At 64.6% G+C, this 15802-nt stretch carries 16 protein-coding genes; 13 read left to right on the top strand and 3 right to left on the bottom strand.

The annotated features are described in order from the left end of the window. Positions 1 to 49 precede the first annotated feature (49 nt). The gene (locus tag ACM62G_RS12615) at positions 50 to 829 is read left to right on the top strand and encodes an exodeoxyribonuclease III (RefSeq protein ID WP_017901686.1); all 780 of its coding nucleotides are present in this window, start codon (positions 50 to 52) and stop codon (positions 827 to 829) included. Positions 830 to 918: 89 nt separating this feature from the next. Here ACM62G_RS12615 and rph read toward each other — a convergent pair whose 3' ends face one another. Beyond that, complete coding sequence (gene rph, locus ACM62G_RS12610; RefSeq protein ID WP_054056360.1) at positions 919 to 1641, bottom strand: ribonuclease PH; 723 nt, start codon at positions 1639 to 1641, stop codon at positions 919 to 921. A 241-nt stretch (positions 1642 to 1882) separates the two neighbouring features. Between rph and ACM62G_RS12605 the strand changes: the two genes are divergently transcribed. The 6 genes from ACM62G_RS12605 to ACM62G_RS12580 all read left to right on the top strand — a co-directional run bounded on the left by ACM62G_RS12605 (position 1883) and on the right by ACM62G_RS12580 (position 7200). Then, positions 1883 to 2746, top strand: coding sequence for a YicC/YloC family endoribonuclease (locus ACM62G_RS12605; RefSeq protein ID WP_054056359.1), 864 nt, complete (start codon positions 1883 to 1885; stop codon positions 2744 to 2746). Positions 2747 to 2758: 12 nt separating this feature from the next. Continuing rightward, positions 2759 to 3379: a guanylate kinase gene (gmk, locus tag ACM62G_RS12600; protein WP_054056358.1), complete on the top strand. Its 621-nt coding sequence runs from the start codon at positions 2759 to 2761 to the stop codon at positions 3377 to 3379. A gap of 169 nt (positions 3380 to 3548) precedes the next feature. Further along, positions 3549 to 3812, top strand: coding sequence for a DNA-directed RNA polymerase subunit omega (gene rpoZ, locus ACM62G_RS12595; protein ID WP_026144814.1), 264 nt, complete (start codon positions 3549 to 3551; stop codon positions 3810 to 3812). A gap of 60 nt (positions 3813 to 3872) precedes the next feature. Next, positions 3873 to 5978: a bifunctional GTP diphosphokinase/guanosine-3',5'-bis pyrophosphate 3'-pyrophosphohydrolase gene (spoT, locus tag ACM62G_RS12590; RefSeq protein WP_419737244.1), complete on the top strand. Its 2106-nt coding sequence runs from the start codon at positions 3873 to 3875 to the stop codon at positions 5976 to 5978. A 33-nt stretch (positions 5979 to 6011) separates the two neighbouring features. Next, entirely contained in the window at positions 6012 to 6392 is a 381-nt protein-coding gene (locus tag ACM62G_RS12585; protein WP_273819933.1) for a RidA family protein, read from the top strand. A 73-nt stretch (positions 6393 to 6465) separates the two neighbouring features. Continuing rightward, on the top strand, positions 6466 to 7200 hold the full coding sequence (locus ACM62G_RS12580) for a hypothetical protein (protein WP_419737243.1): 735 nt from the start codon (positions 6466 to 6468) through the stop codon (positions 7198 to 7200). Between the two features lie 96 nt (positions 7201 to 7296). Here the strand turns inward: ACM62G_RS12580 and ACM62G_RS12575 are convergent, their stop codons facing one another. After that, positions 7297 to 8151, bottom strand: a complete 855-nt coding sequence (locus tag ACM62G_RS12575; protein ID WP_054056354.1) for an SDR family oxidoreductase — start codon at positions 8149 to 8151, stop codon at positions 7297 to 7299. A 190-nt stretch (positions 8152 to 8341) separates the two neighbouring features. Here ACM62G_RS12575 and exbB point away from each other — a divergent pair, with 190 nt between their 5' ends. From exbB to ACM62G_RS12545, 6 genes are all read left to right on the top strand, one after another. Next, positions 8342 to 9316 (top strand): tonB-system energizer ExbB, encoded by a 975-nt coding sequence (gene exbB, locus ACM62G_RS12570; protein WP_273819932.1) that lies wholly within the window; start codon positions 8342 to 8344, stop codon positions 9314 to 9316. A gap of 6 nt (positions 9317 to 9322) precedes the next feature. Further along, positions 9323 to 9751: a TonB system transport protein ExbD gene (gene exbD / locus ACM62G_RS12565; RefSeq protein WP_054061276.1), complete on the top strand. Its 429-nt coding sequence runs from the start codon at positions 9323 to 9325 to the stop codon at positions 9749 to 9751. Beyond that, positions 9748 to 10500, top strand: coding sequence for an energy transducer TonB family protein (locus ACM62G_RS12560; protein ID WP_054061277.1), 753 nt, complete (start codon positions 9748 to 9750; stop codon positions 10498 to 10500). The genes exbD and ACM62G_RS12560 overlap by 4 nt, the downstream gene beginning before the upstream one ends. A 220-nt stretch (positions 10501 to 10720) precedes the next feature. Continuing rightward, on the top strand, positions 10721 to 11641 hold the full coding sequence (locus ACM62G_RS12555; protein ID WP_054061278.1) for a hydrogen peroxide-inducible genes activator: 921 nt from the start codon (positions 10721 to 10723) through the stop codon (positions 11639 to 11641). A gap of 5 nt (positions 11642 to 11646) precedes the next feature. Beyond that, positions 11647 to 13722, top strand: coding sequence for an ATP-dependent DNA helicase RecG (recG, locus tag ACM62G_RS12550; RefSeq protein WP_054063505.1), 2076 nt, complete (start codon positions 11647 to 11649; stop codon positions 13720 to 13722). A gap of 78 nt (positions 13723 to 13800) precedes the next feature. Further along, a complete protein-coding gene (locus tag ACM62G_RS12545; protein ID WP_054061279.1) occupies positions 13801 to 15201 on the top strand; it encodes an aminoacyl-tRNA deacylase and HDOD domain-containing protein in 1401 nt (466 codons plus the stop codon). Between the two features lie 124 nt (positions 15202 to 15325). On the opposite strand, the gene ACM62G_RS12540 is transcribed toward ACM62G_RS12545, so the two are convergent. Beyond that, positions 15326 to 15703, bottom strand: a complete 378-nt coding sequence (locus ACM62G_RS12540) for a hypothetical protein (protein ID WP_054061280.1) — start codon at positions 15701 to 15703, stop codon at positions 15326 to 15328. Positions 15704 to 15802 lie beyond the last annotated feature (99 nt).

Raw genomic sequence — 15802 nt, 5'->3', positions numbered from 1 at the left:
TTAGGTAGACCTCGGGTATCATACACGCACGTGATTTTTGGGGCCATTTATGCGGATCATCAGTGTGAACGTCAATGGTATTCAGGCTGCAGTCGAGCGCGGTTTGCTCAGTTGGCTGCAAGCCCAGAATGCCGACGTCATCTGCCTGCAGGACACCCGCGCCTCCGCCTTTGAACTGGATGATCCAGCCTTCCAACTGGATGGCTACTTCCTTTATGCCTGCGATGCCGAAGTCCCCGCCCAGGGTGGCGTGGCTCTGTACTCGCGGTTGCAACCGAAGGCCGTCATCAGCGGTCTCGGTTTCGAGACGGCGGACCGCTACGGGCGCTACCTGCAAGCCGATTTCGACAAGGTCAGCATCGCGACCTTGCTGCTTCCATCAGGGCAGAACGGCGATGAAGACTTGAACCAGAAGTTCAAGCTCATGGACGACTTCGCCCGCTATCTGGACAAGCAGCGGCGCAAACGTCGTGAATACATCTATTGCGGCTCGCTGTACGTGGCGCAACAGAAGCTCGACATCAAGAACTGGCGCGACAGCCAGCAGTCTCCGGGCTTCCTGGCTCCGGAACGGGCCTGGATGGACGAAATTCTCGGCAACATGGGCTATGTCGACGCCCTGCGCGAAGTCAGCCGTGAAGGTGACCAGTACAGCTGGTGGCCGGATAACGAACAAGCCGAGATGCTCAACCTCGGCTGGCGTTTCGACTACCAGATCCTGACGCCGGGTCTGCGTCGCTCCGTGCGCAGCGCCCGCCTGCCACGCCAGCCGCGCTTCTCGCAGCACGCGCCGCTGATCGTGGACTACGACTGGACGCTGACCATCTGAGCCAGTGAGACAGGGTCCCGGCGGGAACCTGGACAGCGCCCACAAAAAAGCCGACATCCTGTCGGCTTTTTTGCATCTGCTCGTACCGTTCAGTCAGCCAGGGCGGCGTTCTGCAATTCGAAAATCTCGCCCATGCCCTTCTTCGCCAGCTCCAGCATCGCATTCAGCTCTTCAGGCTGGAACGGCGCACCTTCGGCGGTGCCCTGCACTTCGATGAAACCGCCCGTGCTGGTCATCACCACGTTCAGGTCGGTTTCGGCAGCGGAGTCTTCCAGGTAGTCCAGGTCCAGCACCGGCTCGCCCTGGTACATGCCCACCGACACGGCGGCGATCATCTGCTTGAGCGGGTTACCGGCCTTGAGGCCACCGCGCTTCTTGATCACCTTCAGCGCGTCGGCCAGCGCCACCATGGAGCCGGTGATCGACGCCGTGCGGGTGCCGCCATCGGCCTGGATCACATCGCAGTCGACATACAGGGTGATGTCGCCGAGCTTGGACATGTCCAGCGCTGCGCGCAGCGAACGCCCGATCAGACGCTGGATCTCCAGGGTCCGGCCACCTTGCTTGCCACGGCTGGCTTCGCGCTGGGTGCGCTCACCGGTCGCCCGCGGCAACATGCCGTACTCGGCGGTCAGCCAACCCTGGCCCTGCCCCTTGAGGAAGCGCGGCACCCCATTCTCGACGCTGACCGTGCAGATCACTTTGGTGTCGCCGAACTCGACCAGTACAGATCCCTCGGCGTGTTTGGTGTAGTTGCGGGTGATGCGGATCGAGCGAAGCTGATCGGCGGCGCGACCACTTGGACGTTTCATCTGGGAATACCTGTACAGGGACGGAAATCTACCCGGCATTATAGAGGTCATGGCCGGCGCTGGGCACTTCTAAAAATCCAACAGCATACTTCCGGCTTCTACAACCCAACCACAGGGCAGGAGACCTTCGTCCTGCCCGCCACACTGCGCTACAATCCTGCGCCTTTGCTGCCAGTCGGCTTCAATCTACCCATCAGGCCCGCCCGACAACGTCGGCAGGCCCGAACAGCGAGGTACTTCCATGGTCCATAGCATGACCGCCTTCGCCCGTGTCGAAAGTGCCGGAACCCGGGGCACCCTGAGCTGGGAGCTGCGCTCGGTCAACAGCCGCTACCTGGAACCGCACCTGCGCCTGCCGGAATCGTTCCGCGACCTCGAGGGCGCCGTGCGCGAAGCCCTGCGCCAGGGCCTGTCCCGCGGCAAGCTGGAATGCACCCTGCGCTACACCGAGGAAACCGGCGGCCAGCCGCTGCAGATCGACCGCGAGCGCGCCACGCAACTGATCGCCGCCGCCGAGACCGTCGCCAGCCTGATCAAGCAGCCGGCTGCCCTGAACCCGCTGGAAGTCCTGGCCTGGCCCGGCGTGCTGGTGGCCGACGCCAGCGACCCGCAGGCCCTGAACAACCAGGCCCTGGCCCTGTTCGCCGACGGTTTGAAAGAACTCAGGAAAGGTCGCGAGCGCGAAGGTGCGGAACTGGCCCGCCTGATCAACGAGCGCCTGGCCGCGATCGAGGAAGATGTCGCCACCCTGCGCGAGCAGGTGCCGCAGATGCTCGCTACCCAGCGCCAGAAGATTCTCGACCGCTTCGCCGACATGCAGGCCGAACTGGACCCGCTGCGCCTGGAACAGGAAATGGTCCTGCTGGCGCAGAAGAGCGACGTCGCCGAAGAGCTCGACCGCCTGAGCACCCACATCATCGAAGTACGCCGGGTGCTCAAGTCCGGCGGTGCCGCCGGAAGGCGCCTGGACTTCCTGATGCAGGAGCTCAACCGCGAAGCCAACACCCTGGGCTCCAAGGCCTTCGACCCGCGCAGCACCGCCGCCGCGGTCAACCTCAAGGTGTTGATCGAACAGATGCGCGAACAAGTACAGAATATCGAGTAAGGCTACCCCGACATGACCCAAAGCACTGGCACCCTCTACATCATTTCCGCACCGTCGGGCGCAGGCAAGACCAGCCTGGTCAAGGCCCTGATCGACGCCCAGCCGCAGATCCGCGTGTCGGTCTCGCACACCACCCGCGCCATGCGCCCGGGCGAGACCAACGGAGTGAACTACCACTTCGTCGACCGCGCCGAGTTCGTGCGCCTGACCGAACAGGGCGACTTCCTCGAACAGGCCGAAGTCTTCGGCAACCTCTACGGCACCTCCCAGAGCAGCCTGCAGCAGACCCTCGACGCCGGCCACGACCTGATCCTGGAGATCGACTGGCAAGGCGCCCAGCAGGTCCGCCGGCAGATGCCCCAGGCCCGCTCGATCTTCATCCTGCCGCCGAGCCAGCAGGCCCTGCGCCAGCGCCTGAACAACCGCGGCCAGGACAGCGACGAAATCATCGAAGGCCGGATGCGCGAAGCGGTCAGCGAAATGAGCCACTACGTCGAGTACGATTTCCTGATCATCAACGACGATTTCGCCCACGCCCTGGACGATCTCAAGGCGATCTTCCGCGCCAACCGGCTGCAACAGCAGCCGCAGCAACAGCAGCATGCCGCCCTGTTGAGCGAGTTGCTGGCCTGAAACAAAGACTTTCCAAAAGCGTCGCAAGGGCTTTACATTGCACCTTGTGGCGCAACGGAATCTCTGCTGAAAAAAACAGCGCTTCCCTAATCGCTGGTGATTTTTTAAACTGTTGAGTCCGCTCGCCCATCCGGGCAGCCCGCCTACCGCATTTGCTACGAGGAACACCATGGCCCGCGTAACCGTTGAAGACTGCCTAGAACACGTGGATAACCGTTTCGAGCTGGTCATGCTCTCCACCAAGCGTGCTCGTCAACTGGCGACCGGCGGCAAAGAGCCGAAAGTGGCATGGGAAAACGACAAGCCTACCGTCGTTGCCCTGCGTGAAATCGCCGAAGGCCTGGTGAACTACGAAATGATCGCCAACGAGGAGATCGTCGAAGACGAACCTCTGTTCGCGGCTTTCGAGGACGAGTCCAACGAGGCCGTCTAAGCCTATGCCTGGTCGACGTAGCACGGCGCAGGGTACAAGGCTTCGGCCGGGGGAAACCTCATGCCGAGCATAGACGTCCTCGCCGATCGCTTATCGACCTACCTCGGTGCCGACCAGGTCAACCTGGTCCGCCGGGCGTACTTCTACGCCGAACAAGCCCACGACGGCCAGCGCCGTCGCAGCGGCGAAGCCTACGTCACGCACCCGCTGGCGGTGGCTAGCATTCTTGCCGACATGCACATGGACCATCAGAGCCTGATGGCCGCGATGCTGCATGACGTGATCGAAGACACCGGGATCGCCAAGGAAGCGCTGCAGGCGCAGTTCGGCGAGACCGTGGCCGAACTGGTCGACGGGGTCAGCAAGCTGACCCAGATGAACTTCGAGACCAAGGCCGAAGCCCAGGCGGAAAACTTCCAGAAGATGGCCATGGCCATGGCCCGCGATATCCGCGTGATCCTGGTCAAGCTCGCCGACCGCCTGCACAACATGCGCACACTGGAAGTGCTGTCCGGGGAAAAACGCCGGCGCATCGCCAAGGAAACCCTCGAGATCTACGCGCCCATCGCCAACCGCCTGGGCATGCACGCGGTGCGTATCGAGTTCGAGGACCTGGGCTTCAAGGCCATGCACCCGATGCGCTCGGCGCGCATCTACCAGGCGGTCAAGCGCGCCCGCGGCAACCGCAAGGAAATCGTCAACAAGATCGAGGAATCCTTGAGCCACTGCCTGGCGGTGGACGGTATCCAGGGCGAAGTCAGCGGCCGGCAGAAACACCTCTACGGCATCTACAAGAAGATGCGCGGCAAGCGCAGGGCCTTCAACGAGATCATGGACGTCTATGCGTTCCGGGTCATCGTCGACAAGGTCGACACCTGCTATCGCGTGCTCGGCGCCGTGCACAACCTGTACAAGCCGCTGCCCGGCCGTTTCAAGGACTACATCGCGATTCCCAAGGCCAACGGCTACCAGTCGCTGCATACCACGCTGTTCGGCATGCACGGCGTACCGATCGAGATCCAGATCCGCACCCGCGAAATGGAAGAGATGGCCAACAACGGCATCGCCGCCCACTGGCTGTACAAGTCCAGCGGCGACGAGCAGCCCAAGGGCACCCATGCCCGCGCCCGCCAGTGGGTCAAGGGCGTGCTGGAGATGCAGCAACGCGCGGGCAACTCCCTGGAATTCATCGAGAGCGTGAAGATCGACCTGTTCCCGGACGAGGTCTACGTGTTCACGCCCAAGGGCCGGATCATGGAGCTGCCCAAGGGCTCCACGGCGGTCGACTTCGCCTACGCGGTGCACACCGACGTGGGCAACAGCTGTATTGCCTGTCGGATCAATCGCCGTCTCGCCCCGCTGTCCGAACCGCTGCAAAGTGGCTCCACGGTCGAGATCGTCAGCGCCCCCGGCGCCCGGCCGAACCCGGCATGGCTCAACTTCGTGGTCACCGGCAAGGCCCGTACCCATATCCGCCACGCCCTGAAGCTGCAACGCCGCTCGGAATCCATCGCCCTCGGCGAGCGCCTGCTGAACAAGGTGCTCAACGGTTTCGACAGTGCCCTGGACAGGATTCCGGCCGAGCGCGTGCAATCGATCCTCCACGAGTACCGCCTGGAGTTGATCGAGGACCTGCTCGAGGACATCGGCCTGGGCAACCGCATGGCCTACGTGGTGGCCCGACGCATGCTGGGCGAGGGCGAACAGCTGCCGAGCCCCGAGGGCCCGCTGGCGATTCGCGGCACCGAAGGCCTGGTGCTCAGCTATGCCAAGTGCTGCACGCCGATTCCGGGCGACCCGATCGTCGGCCACCTGTCGGCGGGCAAGGGCATGGTCGTGCACCTGGAAAACTGTCGCAATATCAGCGAAATCCGCCACAACCCGGAAAAATGCATCCAGCTCTCCTGGGCCAAGGATGTCACCGGCGAATTCAACGTCGAGCTGCGCGTCGAACTGGAACACCAGCGCGGCCTGATCGCCCTGCTGGCCAGCAGCGTCAACGCGGCCGACGGCAATATCGAGAAGATCAGCATGGACGAACGCGATGGTCGCATCAGCGTGGTCCAACTGGTGGTCAGCGTGCACGACCGCGTGCACCTGGCCCGGGTGATCAAGAAACTGCGCGCCCTGGCCGGAGTGATCCGCATCACCCGCATGCGTGCGTAGCCTCCCGCGGCCGGACATTACAAGGAGTCATTCATGACCAAGAGCGTTATCAGCACCGACAAGGCCCCTGCCGCCATCGGCACCTACTCCCAGGCGATCAAGGCCGGCAACACCGTGTACATGTCCGGCCAGATTCCCCTGGACCCCAGGACCATGGAACTGGTGGAAGGCTTCGAGGCCCAGACCGTGCAGGTGTTCGAGAACCTCAAGGCCGTGGCCGAAGCCGCCGGCGGCTCGTTCCGGGACATCGTCAAGCTGAACATCTTTCTCACCGACCTGAGCCACTTCGCCAAGGTCAACGAGATCATGGGCAAGTACTTCGAACAGCCGTACCCGGCGCGAGCCGCCATCGGCGTTGCCTCGCTGCCACGCGGCGCGCAAGTCGAGATGGACGCCGTCCTGGTCATCGAATAAGCCCCCGGAACCACACCGCACTGCCTGGCGCGACCCCCGACAGCGCGCCAGCCTCGCCTGCAAGGATTTCACCATGCGCAAAGCGCTAGCCCTCCCGCTGTTCGCCCTCCTGCTTGGCGGTTGCGCCAGCGATCCCGCCAAATATGACGTCAGCGGCACCTGGATCAACCAGGCCGCCATCGACGCGGCCGTGAAAAAGGGCAGCCTGCGCGAAGCCCTGGCCACTTATGGGCCGAACCTGGAGTGGAGTGTCGACACCCGCACCGGCCAGGCCAAATACAGCAACGGTTTCGAGCGCCCTGAAGGGCAAGTGCGTGCCGATGGCAAGCAGTGGCATGTCGACTTCTATGGCAGCGCCGGCACCTCGCTGGCCCGCGACGGCAAGGAGCTGATCCAGGGCGCCAGCGATTACGAGCCCGAGCAGCCGTTCGTCCGCGCCCCGACCGAACTGCCGGCCAACGCCCCGGTCGGTGCCAGCTTCGAGCAGGCGCTGTATTCGGCGTTCATGGGCGGCGACTGGAAAATCGCCAGTGGCCCGGGTGAAGGCAGCGAGGTGAAATTCCTTCCGGACGGACGCCTCGAAGGTTTGCCGGGCGCCGACCGCTACGCCTTGTGCCTGGCGGGCGACTGCGCCTCGATGAGCGGCGACAACGACAGCATCTGGCTGCAGCAGGGCGACCGCGGCAATGCCTGGATCTTCGTCCGCAAGGGCAAGCAACTGGAGATCTTCCAGGCGCTGAACTCGGCGGCCGCCGACGAGAAGCCACAGCTCTATCCCGGCAATCGCCAGTGGCTACTGGAAAAGTGACAACACCGTTCCTGTAGGAGCCCGACTTGCCGACGAAGACGCACTCAAGGCCTGGCAAGCCAGGCTCCTGTGGGAGCGGGCTTGCCGACGAAGCTTTCAGCGCCCTTCGAGAATCGCCGCATACCCCTCGCGATAACTGGGATAACGCGGAACCCAGCCCAGCGCCCGTGCCCGGGCGTTGCTGCAACGCTTGCTGCCAGTACGACGCACGCTGGCCTCGGCATCCCATTCGGTGACCCCCAGGTATTCGCGCAACCAGGCCACCACCTCGGCCAACGGAGCTGGCGCATCATCGACACCGATGTAGCAATCCTCCAGCACCCGGCCCGCCCGATCGGCCTCCAGCAGGAATGCCAGCAACCCGGCCGCGTCGTCGGCATGAATGCGATTGCCGTAGAGCGGTGGCTCGACAGCCACCCGATAACCCCGGCGCACCTGAGTCAGCAGCCACTCGCGGCCCGGCCCGTAGATCCCGGTCAGGCGCACCCGGCTCGCCGCAATGCCACTGTCGAGTGCCAGTTGCTCGGCCTCGAGCATCAATCGCCCGGAGTAACCCTCGGCTTCGGTCGCCGACGTTTCATCCACCCACTCGCCCTGCTGCTGCACGTAGACGCTGCTGCTGGAGACGAACAACAGCCGCCGCGGCCGCTGCCCGGACTCCCCGAGCCAGCCCAGGACATGCCGCAGACCGTCGACATAGGCCGCCCGATAGCCGGCCTCGTCGTGCTCGGTCGCCGCCGCGCAATACACCACATAGTCCAGTGAACCGGTCGGCCAGCCCGCAGGGCGCTGCGCACTGAACAGATCGCCCGCCACCCCCTGCACGCCCTCCGGCAGACGGGAAATCGAGCGGCGCAGACCGTAGACCTGCCAGCCCCGGCCCAGCAGTTGGCTGGCCAGGCGAGAACCGACATCCCCGCAGCCGGCAATCAGAACAGAAGGAGCGGACATCGGAAACCTCCACGCAAAGGGCCACAGCCTAGCGTCAGGAATGGACGAACGGCCAGCAATCGAAGAAAAAAAGATACTCTATTACTTCTGTTAACAAGAATTACTTGCAATAATGACCACCCATTTGTTCTCGGCCCAACGAGGCCTGGAAGGACAAGACCCACTTTTACTTCGCTCAGGTCCGGCCAGCATGACACGCATTCACTCCTCCGCCTCGCCAACCCAGTTCCACAGCCCGTCGCGCGTCTGGCGCTCGGTGGCAGCGGTGCTGTTCAGCCTGTTGCTGGCCCCGACCGCCGCATTCGCCGATGAGCCGACCAACCACGCCGCACCGGCCGCCACCGCAGCAGCACCGGCCGCGACCGCGCCGATCGCGGCCGACCAGGCCCCCGTGGAGAACGCCGCCCCGGCCGAGGCCTCCGATGCCGACGCACTGCCAGCCGAAGGCAACAGCCTGGGCATGTCCCACGACCTGTCTCCGTGGGGCATGTACCAGAACGCCGACATCATCGTGAAGCTGGTCATGATCGGCCTGGCCATCGCCTCGATCATCACCTGGACCATCTGGATCGCCAAGGGCTTCGAACTGCTGGGCGCCAAGCGTCGCCTGCGCGGTGAAATCGCCAGCCTGAAGAAAGCTGTCACTCTCAAGGACGCCAGCGCCACCGCCGCCAAGGAAGGTACCCTGGCCAACCTGCTGGTGCACGATGCCCTCGAGGAAATGCGTCTGTCGGCCAACAGCCGCGAGAAGGAAGGTATCAAGGAACGCGTCAGCTTCCGCCTGGAGCGACTGGTGGCCGCCTGCGGCCGCAACATGAGCAGCGGCACCGGCGTACTGGCCACCATCGGCTCCACCGCACCGTTCGTCGGTCTGTTCGGTACCGTATGGGGCATCATGAACAGCTTCATCGGCATCGCCAAGACCCAGACCACCAACCTCGCCGTGGTTGCCCCGGGTATCGCCGAAGCCCTGCTGGCGACTGCCCTCGGCCTGGTCGCCGCCATTCCGGCGGTGGTCATCTACAACGTCTTCGCCCGCTCCATCGCCGGCTACAAGGCCCAGGTTTCCGACGCTTCGGCCCAGGTTCTGCTGCTGGTCAGCCGTGACCTGGACCACCTGCCGTCCGAGCGCGCCAGCCAGCCGCACATGGTCAAGGTAGGTTAATCCGCCATGGGTCTGCATTTGAAGGAAGGCGCGGACGACGAGCTGTCCGAGAACCACGAAATCAACGTCACGCCGTTCATCGACGTGATGCTGGTACTGCTGATCATCTTCATGGTGGCGGCGCCCCTCGCCACCGTGGACATCAAGGTTGACCTGCCGGCCTCGACCGCCAAGCCGTCGCCACGGCCCGAGAAACCGGTGTTCCTCAGCGTCAAGGCCGACCAGAAGCTGTTCCTCGGCGAGGAAGAGGTCAAGGCCGAGTCCCTGGGCCCGGCCCTGGACGCCAAGACCCATGGCAAGAAGGACACCACCATCTTCTTCCAGGCCGACAAGGGTGTGGACTACGGCGACCTGATGCACGTCATGGACGCGCTGCGCGCGGCCGGTTACCTGAAGGTCGGCCTGGTCGGACTTGAGACGGCAGCCAAGAAATGATCACGACGCGCCAAAAACTGACGCGTTACGGCGGTAGCCTGGCCCTGGTGCTGGGCGTTCACGCGGTGGCGATCCTCGCCGCCCTGAACTGGTCGGTGTCCAAGCCGATCGAACTGCCGCCGCAGGCGATGATGGTCGAGCTGGCCCCGCTGCCGCCCGCGCCGCCCCCACCGGCCCCGCCCAAGGTGGTGACCCCGCCGAAGCCGCCGGAGCCGGAGGAAGAGCTGCCGCTGCCGAAGCTGGCCGAGGCACCGAAACCGACGATCTCGGTCCCCAAGCCGGTCAAGCCCAAACCCAAGCCACAGCCGCCCAAGCCGGAAGTGAAGAAGGAACCGGAGAAGGAAAAGCCCAAGGAAGAGGAGAAACCTTCCGAGGAGCCGCCGACCACCCGCCCGCCGGAGAAATCCGCGGCGCCGGCACCGGGCCCATCGCCCCAGCAGCTCGCTGCCAAGGCCAGCTGGGAAGGCACCCTGCTGGCGCACCTGGGCAAGTACAAGAAGTACCCGCCTGCCGCCCAGTCGCGCGGCAAGGAAGGCCTGAACCGTCTGCGCTTCGTCGTCGACGCCGAAGGCAAGGTGCTCTCGTACGAACTGGTGGGCCGTTCGGGCAACGCCGACCTGGACCGGGCCACCCTGGAAATGATCCGTCGTGCCCAGCCGCTGCCCAAGCCGCCGGCCGACATGCTGACCAACGGCAGCATCGAGATCGTTGCGCCCTTCGTCTACTCGATCGACAAGCGCAACCGCTAGCCCTTCCCGAATCCCACGCAACCCGTGGGATTCTTCCTTTTTTCATATAGAAACTGACAGCGGCTTTGGCTCGCCCCTTGTGGGAGCGGGCTTCCACAGTGCCTCCCTGCCGCCCCCTCCGATCGACATTGACGACAATCTTCACCAAACCTTCACCTGATAACGTGCGTCTATCGATTGCAGCCGTTATGCTTGGTTGGCAACTTCATGGACGCCCACTATGACCCTGACAGAATTACGCTACATCGTTACCCTCGCCCAAGAGCAGCACTTCGGCCACGCGGCCGAGCGCTGCCATGTCAGCCAGCCGACGCTGTCAGTGGGCGTGAAGAAGCTGGAAGACGAGCTGGGCGTACTGATTTTCGAGCGCAGCAAGAGTGCCGTGCGCCTGACGCCGGTTGGCGAAAGCATCGTGGCCCAGGCCCAGAAGGTCCTGGAACAGGCCCAGGGCATCCGTGAGCTGGCCCAGGCCGGGAAGAACCAGCTGACCGCGCCGCTGAAGGTCGGCGCGATCTACACCGTCGGCCCGTACCTGTTCCCGCACCTGATCCCGCAACTGCACCGGGTCGCCCCGCAGATGCCGTTGTACATCGAGGAAAACTTCACCCACGTGCTGCGCGACAAGCTGCGCAACGGCGAACTGGACGCGGTGATCATCGCCCTGCCGTTCAACGAGGCCGATGTGCTGACCCTGCCGCTGTACGACGAGCCGTTCTACGTGCTGATGCCGGCCACGCACCCCTGGACCCGCAAGGAAACCATCGACAGTACCCTGCTCAACGACAAGAGCCTGCTGCTGCTCGGCGAAGGCCACTGCTTCCGCGACCAGGTCCTCGAAGCCTGCCCGACCCTGGGCAAGGGCACCGAAGCGTCCAAGCACACCACGGTCGAGTCCAGTTCGCTGGAAACCATCCGCCACATGGTGGCCTCGGGCCTGGGCGTATCGGTACTGCCGCTGTCGGCCGTGGACAGCCATCACTATGCGCCCGGCGTCATCGAGGTGCGTCCGCTGACGCCGCCGACACCGTTCCGCACCGTGGCCATCGCCTGGCGCGCCAGCTTCCCGCGACCCAAGGCGATCGAGATCCTCGCCGATTCGATCCGCCTGTGCTCGGTGGCCAAGCCGCCCGTTGCGAGCTGAATGCCGTGACCGAGCTGTCGCAGGTCTCAGTCACGGCACTCAAGGGTGTCGGCGAAGCCATGGCCGAGAAACTGGCCAGGGTCGGCCTGGAAACCATCCAGGATGTACTGTTCCACCTGCCCCTGCGCTACCAGGACCGCACCCGCGTGGTTCCCATCGGCGCCCTGCGCCCCGGCCAGGACGCGGTGATCGAGGGCGTGGTCAGCGGCGCCGATGTGGTCATGGGCAAGCGCCGCAGCCTGCTGGTGCGCCTCAATGACGGCACCGGCAGCCTGAGCCTGCGCTTCTACCACTTCAGCAACGCCCAGAAGGAAGGCCTCAAGCGCGGCACCCATGTGCGCTGCTACGGTGAGGCCCGCCCCGGCGCTTCGGGGCTGGAAATCTACCACCCGGAATACCGCGCGCTGACCGGCGACGAGCCACCGCCGGTGGACCAGACCCTGACGCCGATCTACCCGCTGACCGAGGGCCTGACCCAGCAACGCCTGCGCCTGCTGAGCCAGCAGAGCCTGGCCATGCTCGGCCCGCGCAGCCTGCCGGACTGGCTGCCGCGGGAGTTGGCCAGCGACTACCAGCTGGCACCGCTGGACGATGCGATCCGTTACCTGCACCAGCCGCCGGCCGATGCCGACGTCGAGGAACTCGCCCTCGGTCACCACTGGGCCCAGCATCGGCTGGCCTTCGAAGAATTGCTCACTCACCAACTGTCCCAGCAGCGCCTGCGCGAAAGCCTGCGGGCCCTGCGTGCCCCGGCGCTACCGAAAGCGCGCAGGCTGCCCGCACAGTTTCTCGCCAACCTCGGTTTCCCGCCGACCGGCGCCCAGCAGCGGGTGGGCAACGAGGTCGCCTATGACCTCAGCCAGCCCGAGCCGATGTTGCGACTGATCCAGGGCGATGTCGGCGCGGGCAAGACCGTAGTCGCCGCCCTGGCCGCCCTGCAGGCGCTGGAAGCCGGCTACCAGGTGGCGCTGATGGCGCCGACCGAGATTCTTGCCGAGCAGCATTTCATCAATTTCCAGCGCTGGCTGGCACCGCTGGGCATCGAAACCGCCTGGCTGGCCGGCAAGCTCAAGGGCAAGGCCCGCGCCAACGCCCTCGAACAGATCGCCAACGGTACACCGATGGTGGTCGGCACCCACGCCCTGTTCCAGGACGAAGTGCAGTTCAGGAACCTGGCCCTGGTGATCATCGACGAGCAGCACCGCTTCGGCGTCCAGCAGCGCCTGGCGTTGCGCCAGAAAGGCGTTGGCGGGCAGATGTGCCCGCACCAGCTGATCATGACCGCCACACCGATCCCGCGCACGCTGGCGATGAGCGCCTACGCCGATCTCGACACCTCGATCCTCGACGAACTGCCACCCGGCCGGACGCCGGTGAACACCGTGCTGGTCGCCGACAGCCGGCGCTTCGAGGTGGTGGAGCGGGTCCGCGCCGCCTGCGCCGAAGGGCGGCAGGCCTACTGGGTCTGCACGCTGATCGAGGAGTCCGAGGAACTGACCTGCCAGGCCGCCGAGACCACCTTCGAAGAGCTGACCGCCGCCCTCGGCGAACTGCGGGTCGGGCTGATCCACGGGCGCATGAAAGCCGCGGAGAAAGCCGCGGTGATGGCCGAATTCAAGGTCGGCAACCTGCAACTGCTGGTCGCCACCACGGTGATCGAAGTCGGTGTCGACGTGCCCAACGCCAGCCTGATGATCATCGAGAACCCCGAACGCCTGGGCCTGGCGCAGTTGCACCAGTTGCGCGGTCGGGTCGGTCGCGGCAGCGCCGTCAGCCACTGCGTGATGCTCTACCACCCGCCACTGTCGCAGATCGGCCGCCAGCGCCTGGGGATCATGCGCGAGACCAACGATGGCTTCGTCATCGCCGAAAAGGACCTGGAGCTGCGCGGTCCCGGGGAAATGCTCGGCACTCGCCAGACCGGGCTGCTGCAGTTCAAGGTCGCCGACCTGATGCGCGACGCCGACCTGCTTCCGGCCGTGCGCGATGCGGCTCAAGCCCTGCTGGCACGCTGGCCGCAGCACGTCAGCCCGCTGCTGGAACGCTGGCTGCGCCACGGCCAACAATACGGCCAAGTGTGATAGACCTCACATTTCGTGGACCAATGACCGGGACAAGCTGGTTATACTGCTGAAATTGTAGGAAGCCGGATACAGACCATGACTGAAGTTGCCCTCATCGATGCAACCCCGCACACCCCGTCTGTGGTTCGAATGCTGCTCGACAAGCTCGCCATCAACTACCGTGAAGTCACCGACTCCCCGAGTCTGCCGGCGGCGCGCAAGGTTCAGGCGGTGCTGCTCGATGACGCAGTCGGTGCGCTCATGGTGCTGTTCCCGCAGAACCAACTGCTCGACCTCAACCGCCTGGCCGAACTCACCGGTCGGCGCCTGACGGCGGTGTCGACCGAACGCCTGGAGCGCATGCTCGGCAAGCACAGCCTGCACCTGTTGCCCGGCCTGCCGGCGCTGACCAGTTCGCCCTGCCTGTACGAAGAACAGCTGCTGCGCGAGCCGAGCCTGCTGATCAACTCCGGCGAAACCGGCCTGCTGCTGGAAATCGCCACCGACGACTTCAGGAGCATGCTTACCAAGGCCAGCGCCGCCAGCTTCGGCGAAGCCCTGGGCAACATTCGTCCGAACCTCGACCGTCCGGACGACGATCGCAAGGAAATCACCCAGGCGGTCCAGGTATTTACCGCCCGGCGCATCCAGCAGCGCCTGGAAGCGACCATCGAGATTCCACCGCTGGCGGAGACTGCGCAGAAGATCATCAAGCTGCGGGTCGACCCTGACGCAACCATCGACGACATCACCGGCGTGGTCGAGACCGACCCGGCCCTGGCCGCCCAGGTGGTGAGCTGGGCAGCGTCACCGTACTACGCCTCGCCGGGCAAGATCCGCTCGGTGGAAGACGCGATCGTACGGGTGCTGGGTTTCGACCTGGTGATCAACCTGGCGCTCGGCCTGGCCCTGGGCAAGACCCTGAGCCTGCCCAAGGACCAGCCACAGCACAGCACGCCGTACTGGCAGCAATCGATCTACACCGCCGCGGTGATCGAGGGCCTGACCCGCGCCATGCCGCGCACCCAGCGCCCGGAAGCCGGCCTGACCTACCTGGCCGGCCTGCTGCACAACTTCGGCTACCTGCTGCTGGCCCACGTGTTCCCGCCGCATTTCTCGCTGATCTGCCGGCACCTGGAGGTCAACCCGCACCTGTGCCACAGCTATGTCGAGCAGCATCTGCTGGGTATCAGCCGCGAGCAGATCGGCGCCTGGCTGATGCGCTACTGGGACATGCCGGACGAACTGGCCACCGCCCTGCGCTTCCAGCACGACCCGCACTACGATGGCGTGTATGCCGAGTATCCGAACCTGGTGTGCCTGGCGGTGCGCCTGCTGCGCAGCCGCAACATCGGTTCCGGGCCGGACGAAGAAATCCCCGACGCCCTGCTCGATCGCCTGGGCCTGAGCCGCGACAAGGCCGAGGACGTGGTGAACAAGGTGCTCGAAGCCGAAGTACTGCTGCGCGAACTGGCTTCGCAGTTCAGCCAGCACTGAATCCCCCGACGACTGCAGACCCGGACACCGATCGTTCCCACGCTCGGCGTCCGCTCTTGTGACGCACAGCGTCACGGGCTGTATTCCCACGCGGAGCGTGGGAACGATCAAGAGAGGTGACGCTTCAGGCCTTCTTTTTCTTCGGCTTGAGGTACTTGGTCAGCCCCTGGAACCAGATCACCAGGGCCGGATTGCCCTTGATCTGGATCGACTTGTCCTGAATCCCCGTCATGAACGCCAGTTGCTTGTTCTTCGCCTGCAACGTGGCGAAGCCGTACGCGGCATCCTTGAAGCCGATGGCGAACGCCGGCTCCGGATGGGTTCCGGACTTGCTGCTGATACGCAGGTCCCTGACGATGAAGTGACGGGCGATCCTGCCGTCCAGGGTCTGCAGCTGGAACACCAGCGCCTTGTCGGCCAGTTGCTGCTGGAACGCGGGGTTATTGCGACTGGCCCGGGCCATCAGCAGGCCCATCGCCCAGAGAAGAAAACGGAATTTCATGCACAACGCCTCGGCAGAAAAATGAAAGGGCCGGCGCAGTGTAGCGGTTTGTTCGAAGAACGCCACCGATCTCCTTGTTTGCAAGAAGATCGGCTGGCG

Origin of the sequence: Pseudomonas sp. COR18 (assembly GCF_048568395.1) — a bacterium.
Taxonomy (GTDB): domain Bacteria; phylum Pseudomonadota; class Gammaproteobacteria; order Pseudomonadales; family Pseudomonadaceae; genus Aquipseudomonas; species Aquipseudomonas fuscovaginae_B.
This window is presented reverse-complemented; position numbering and strand designations above follow the sequence as displayed.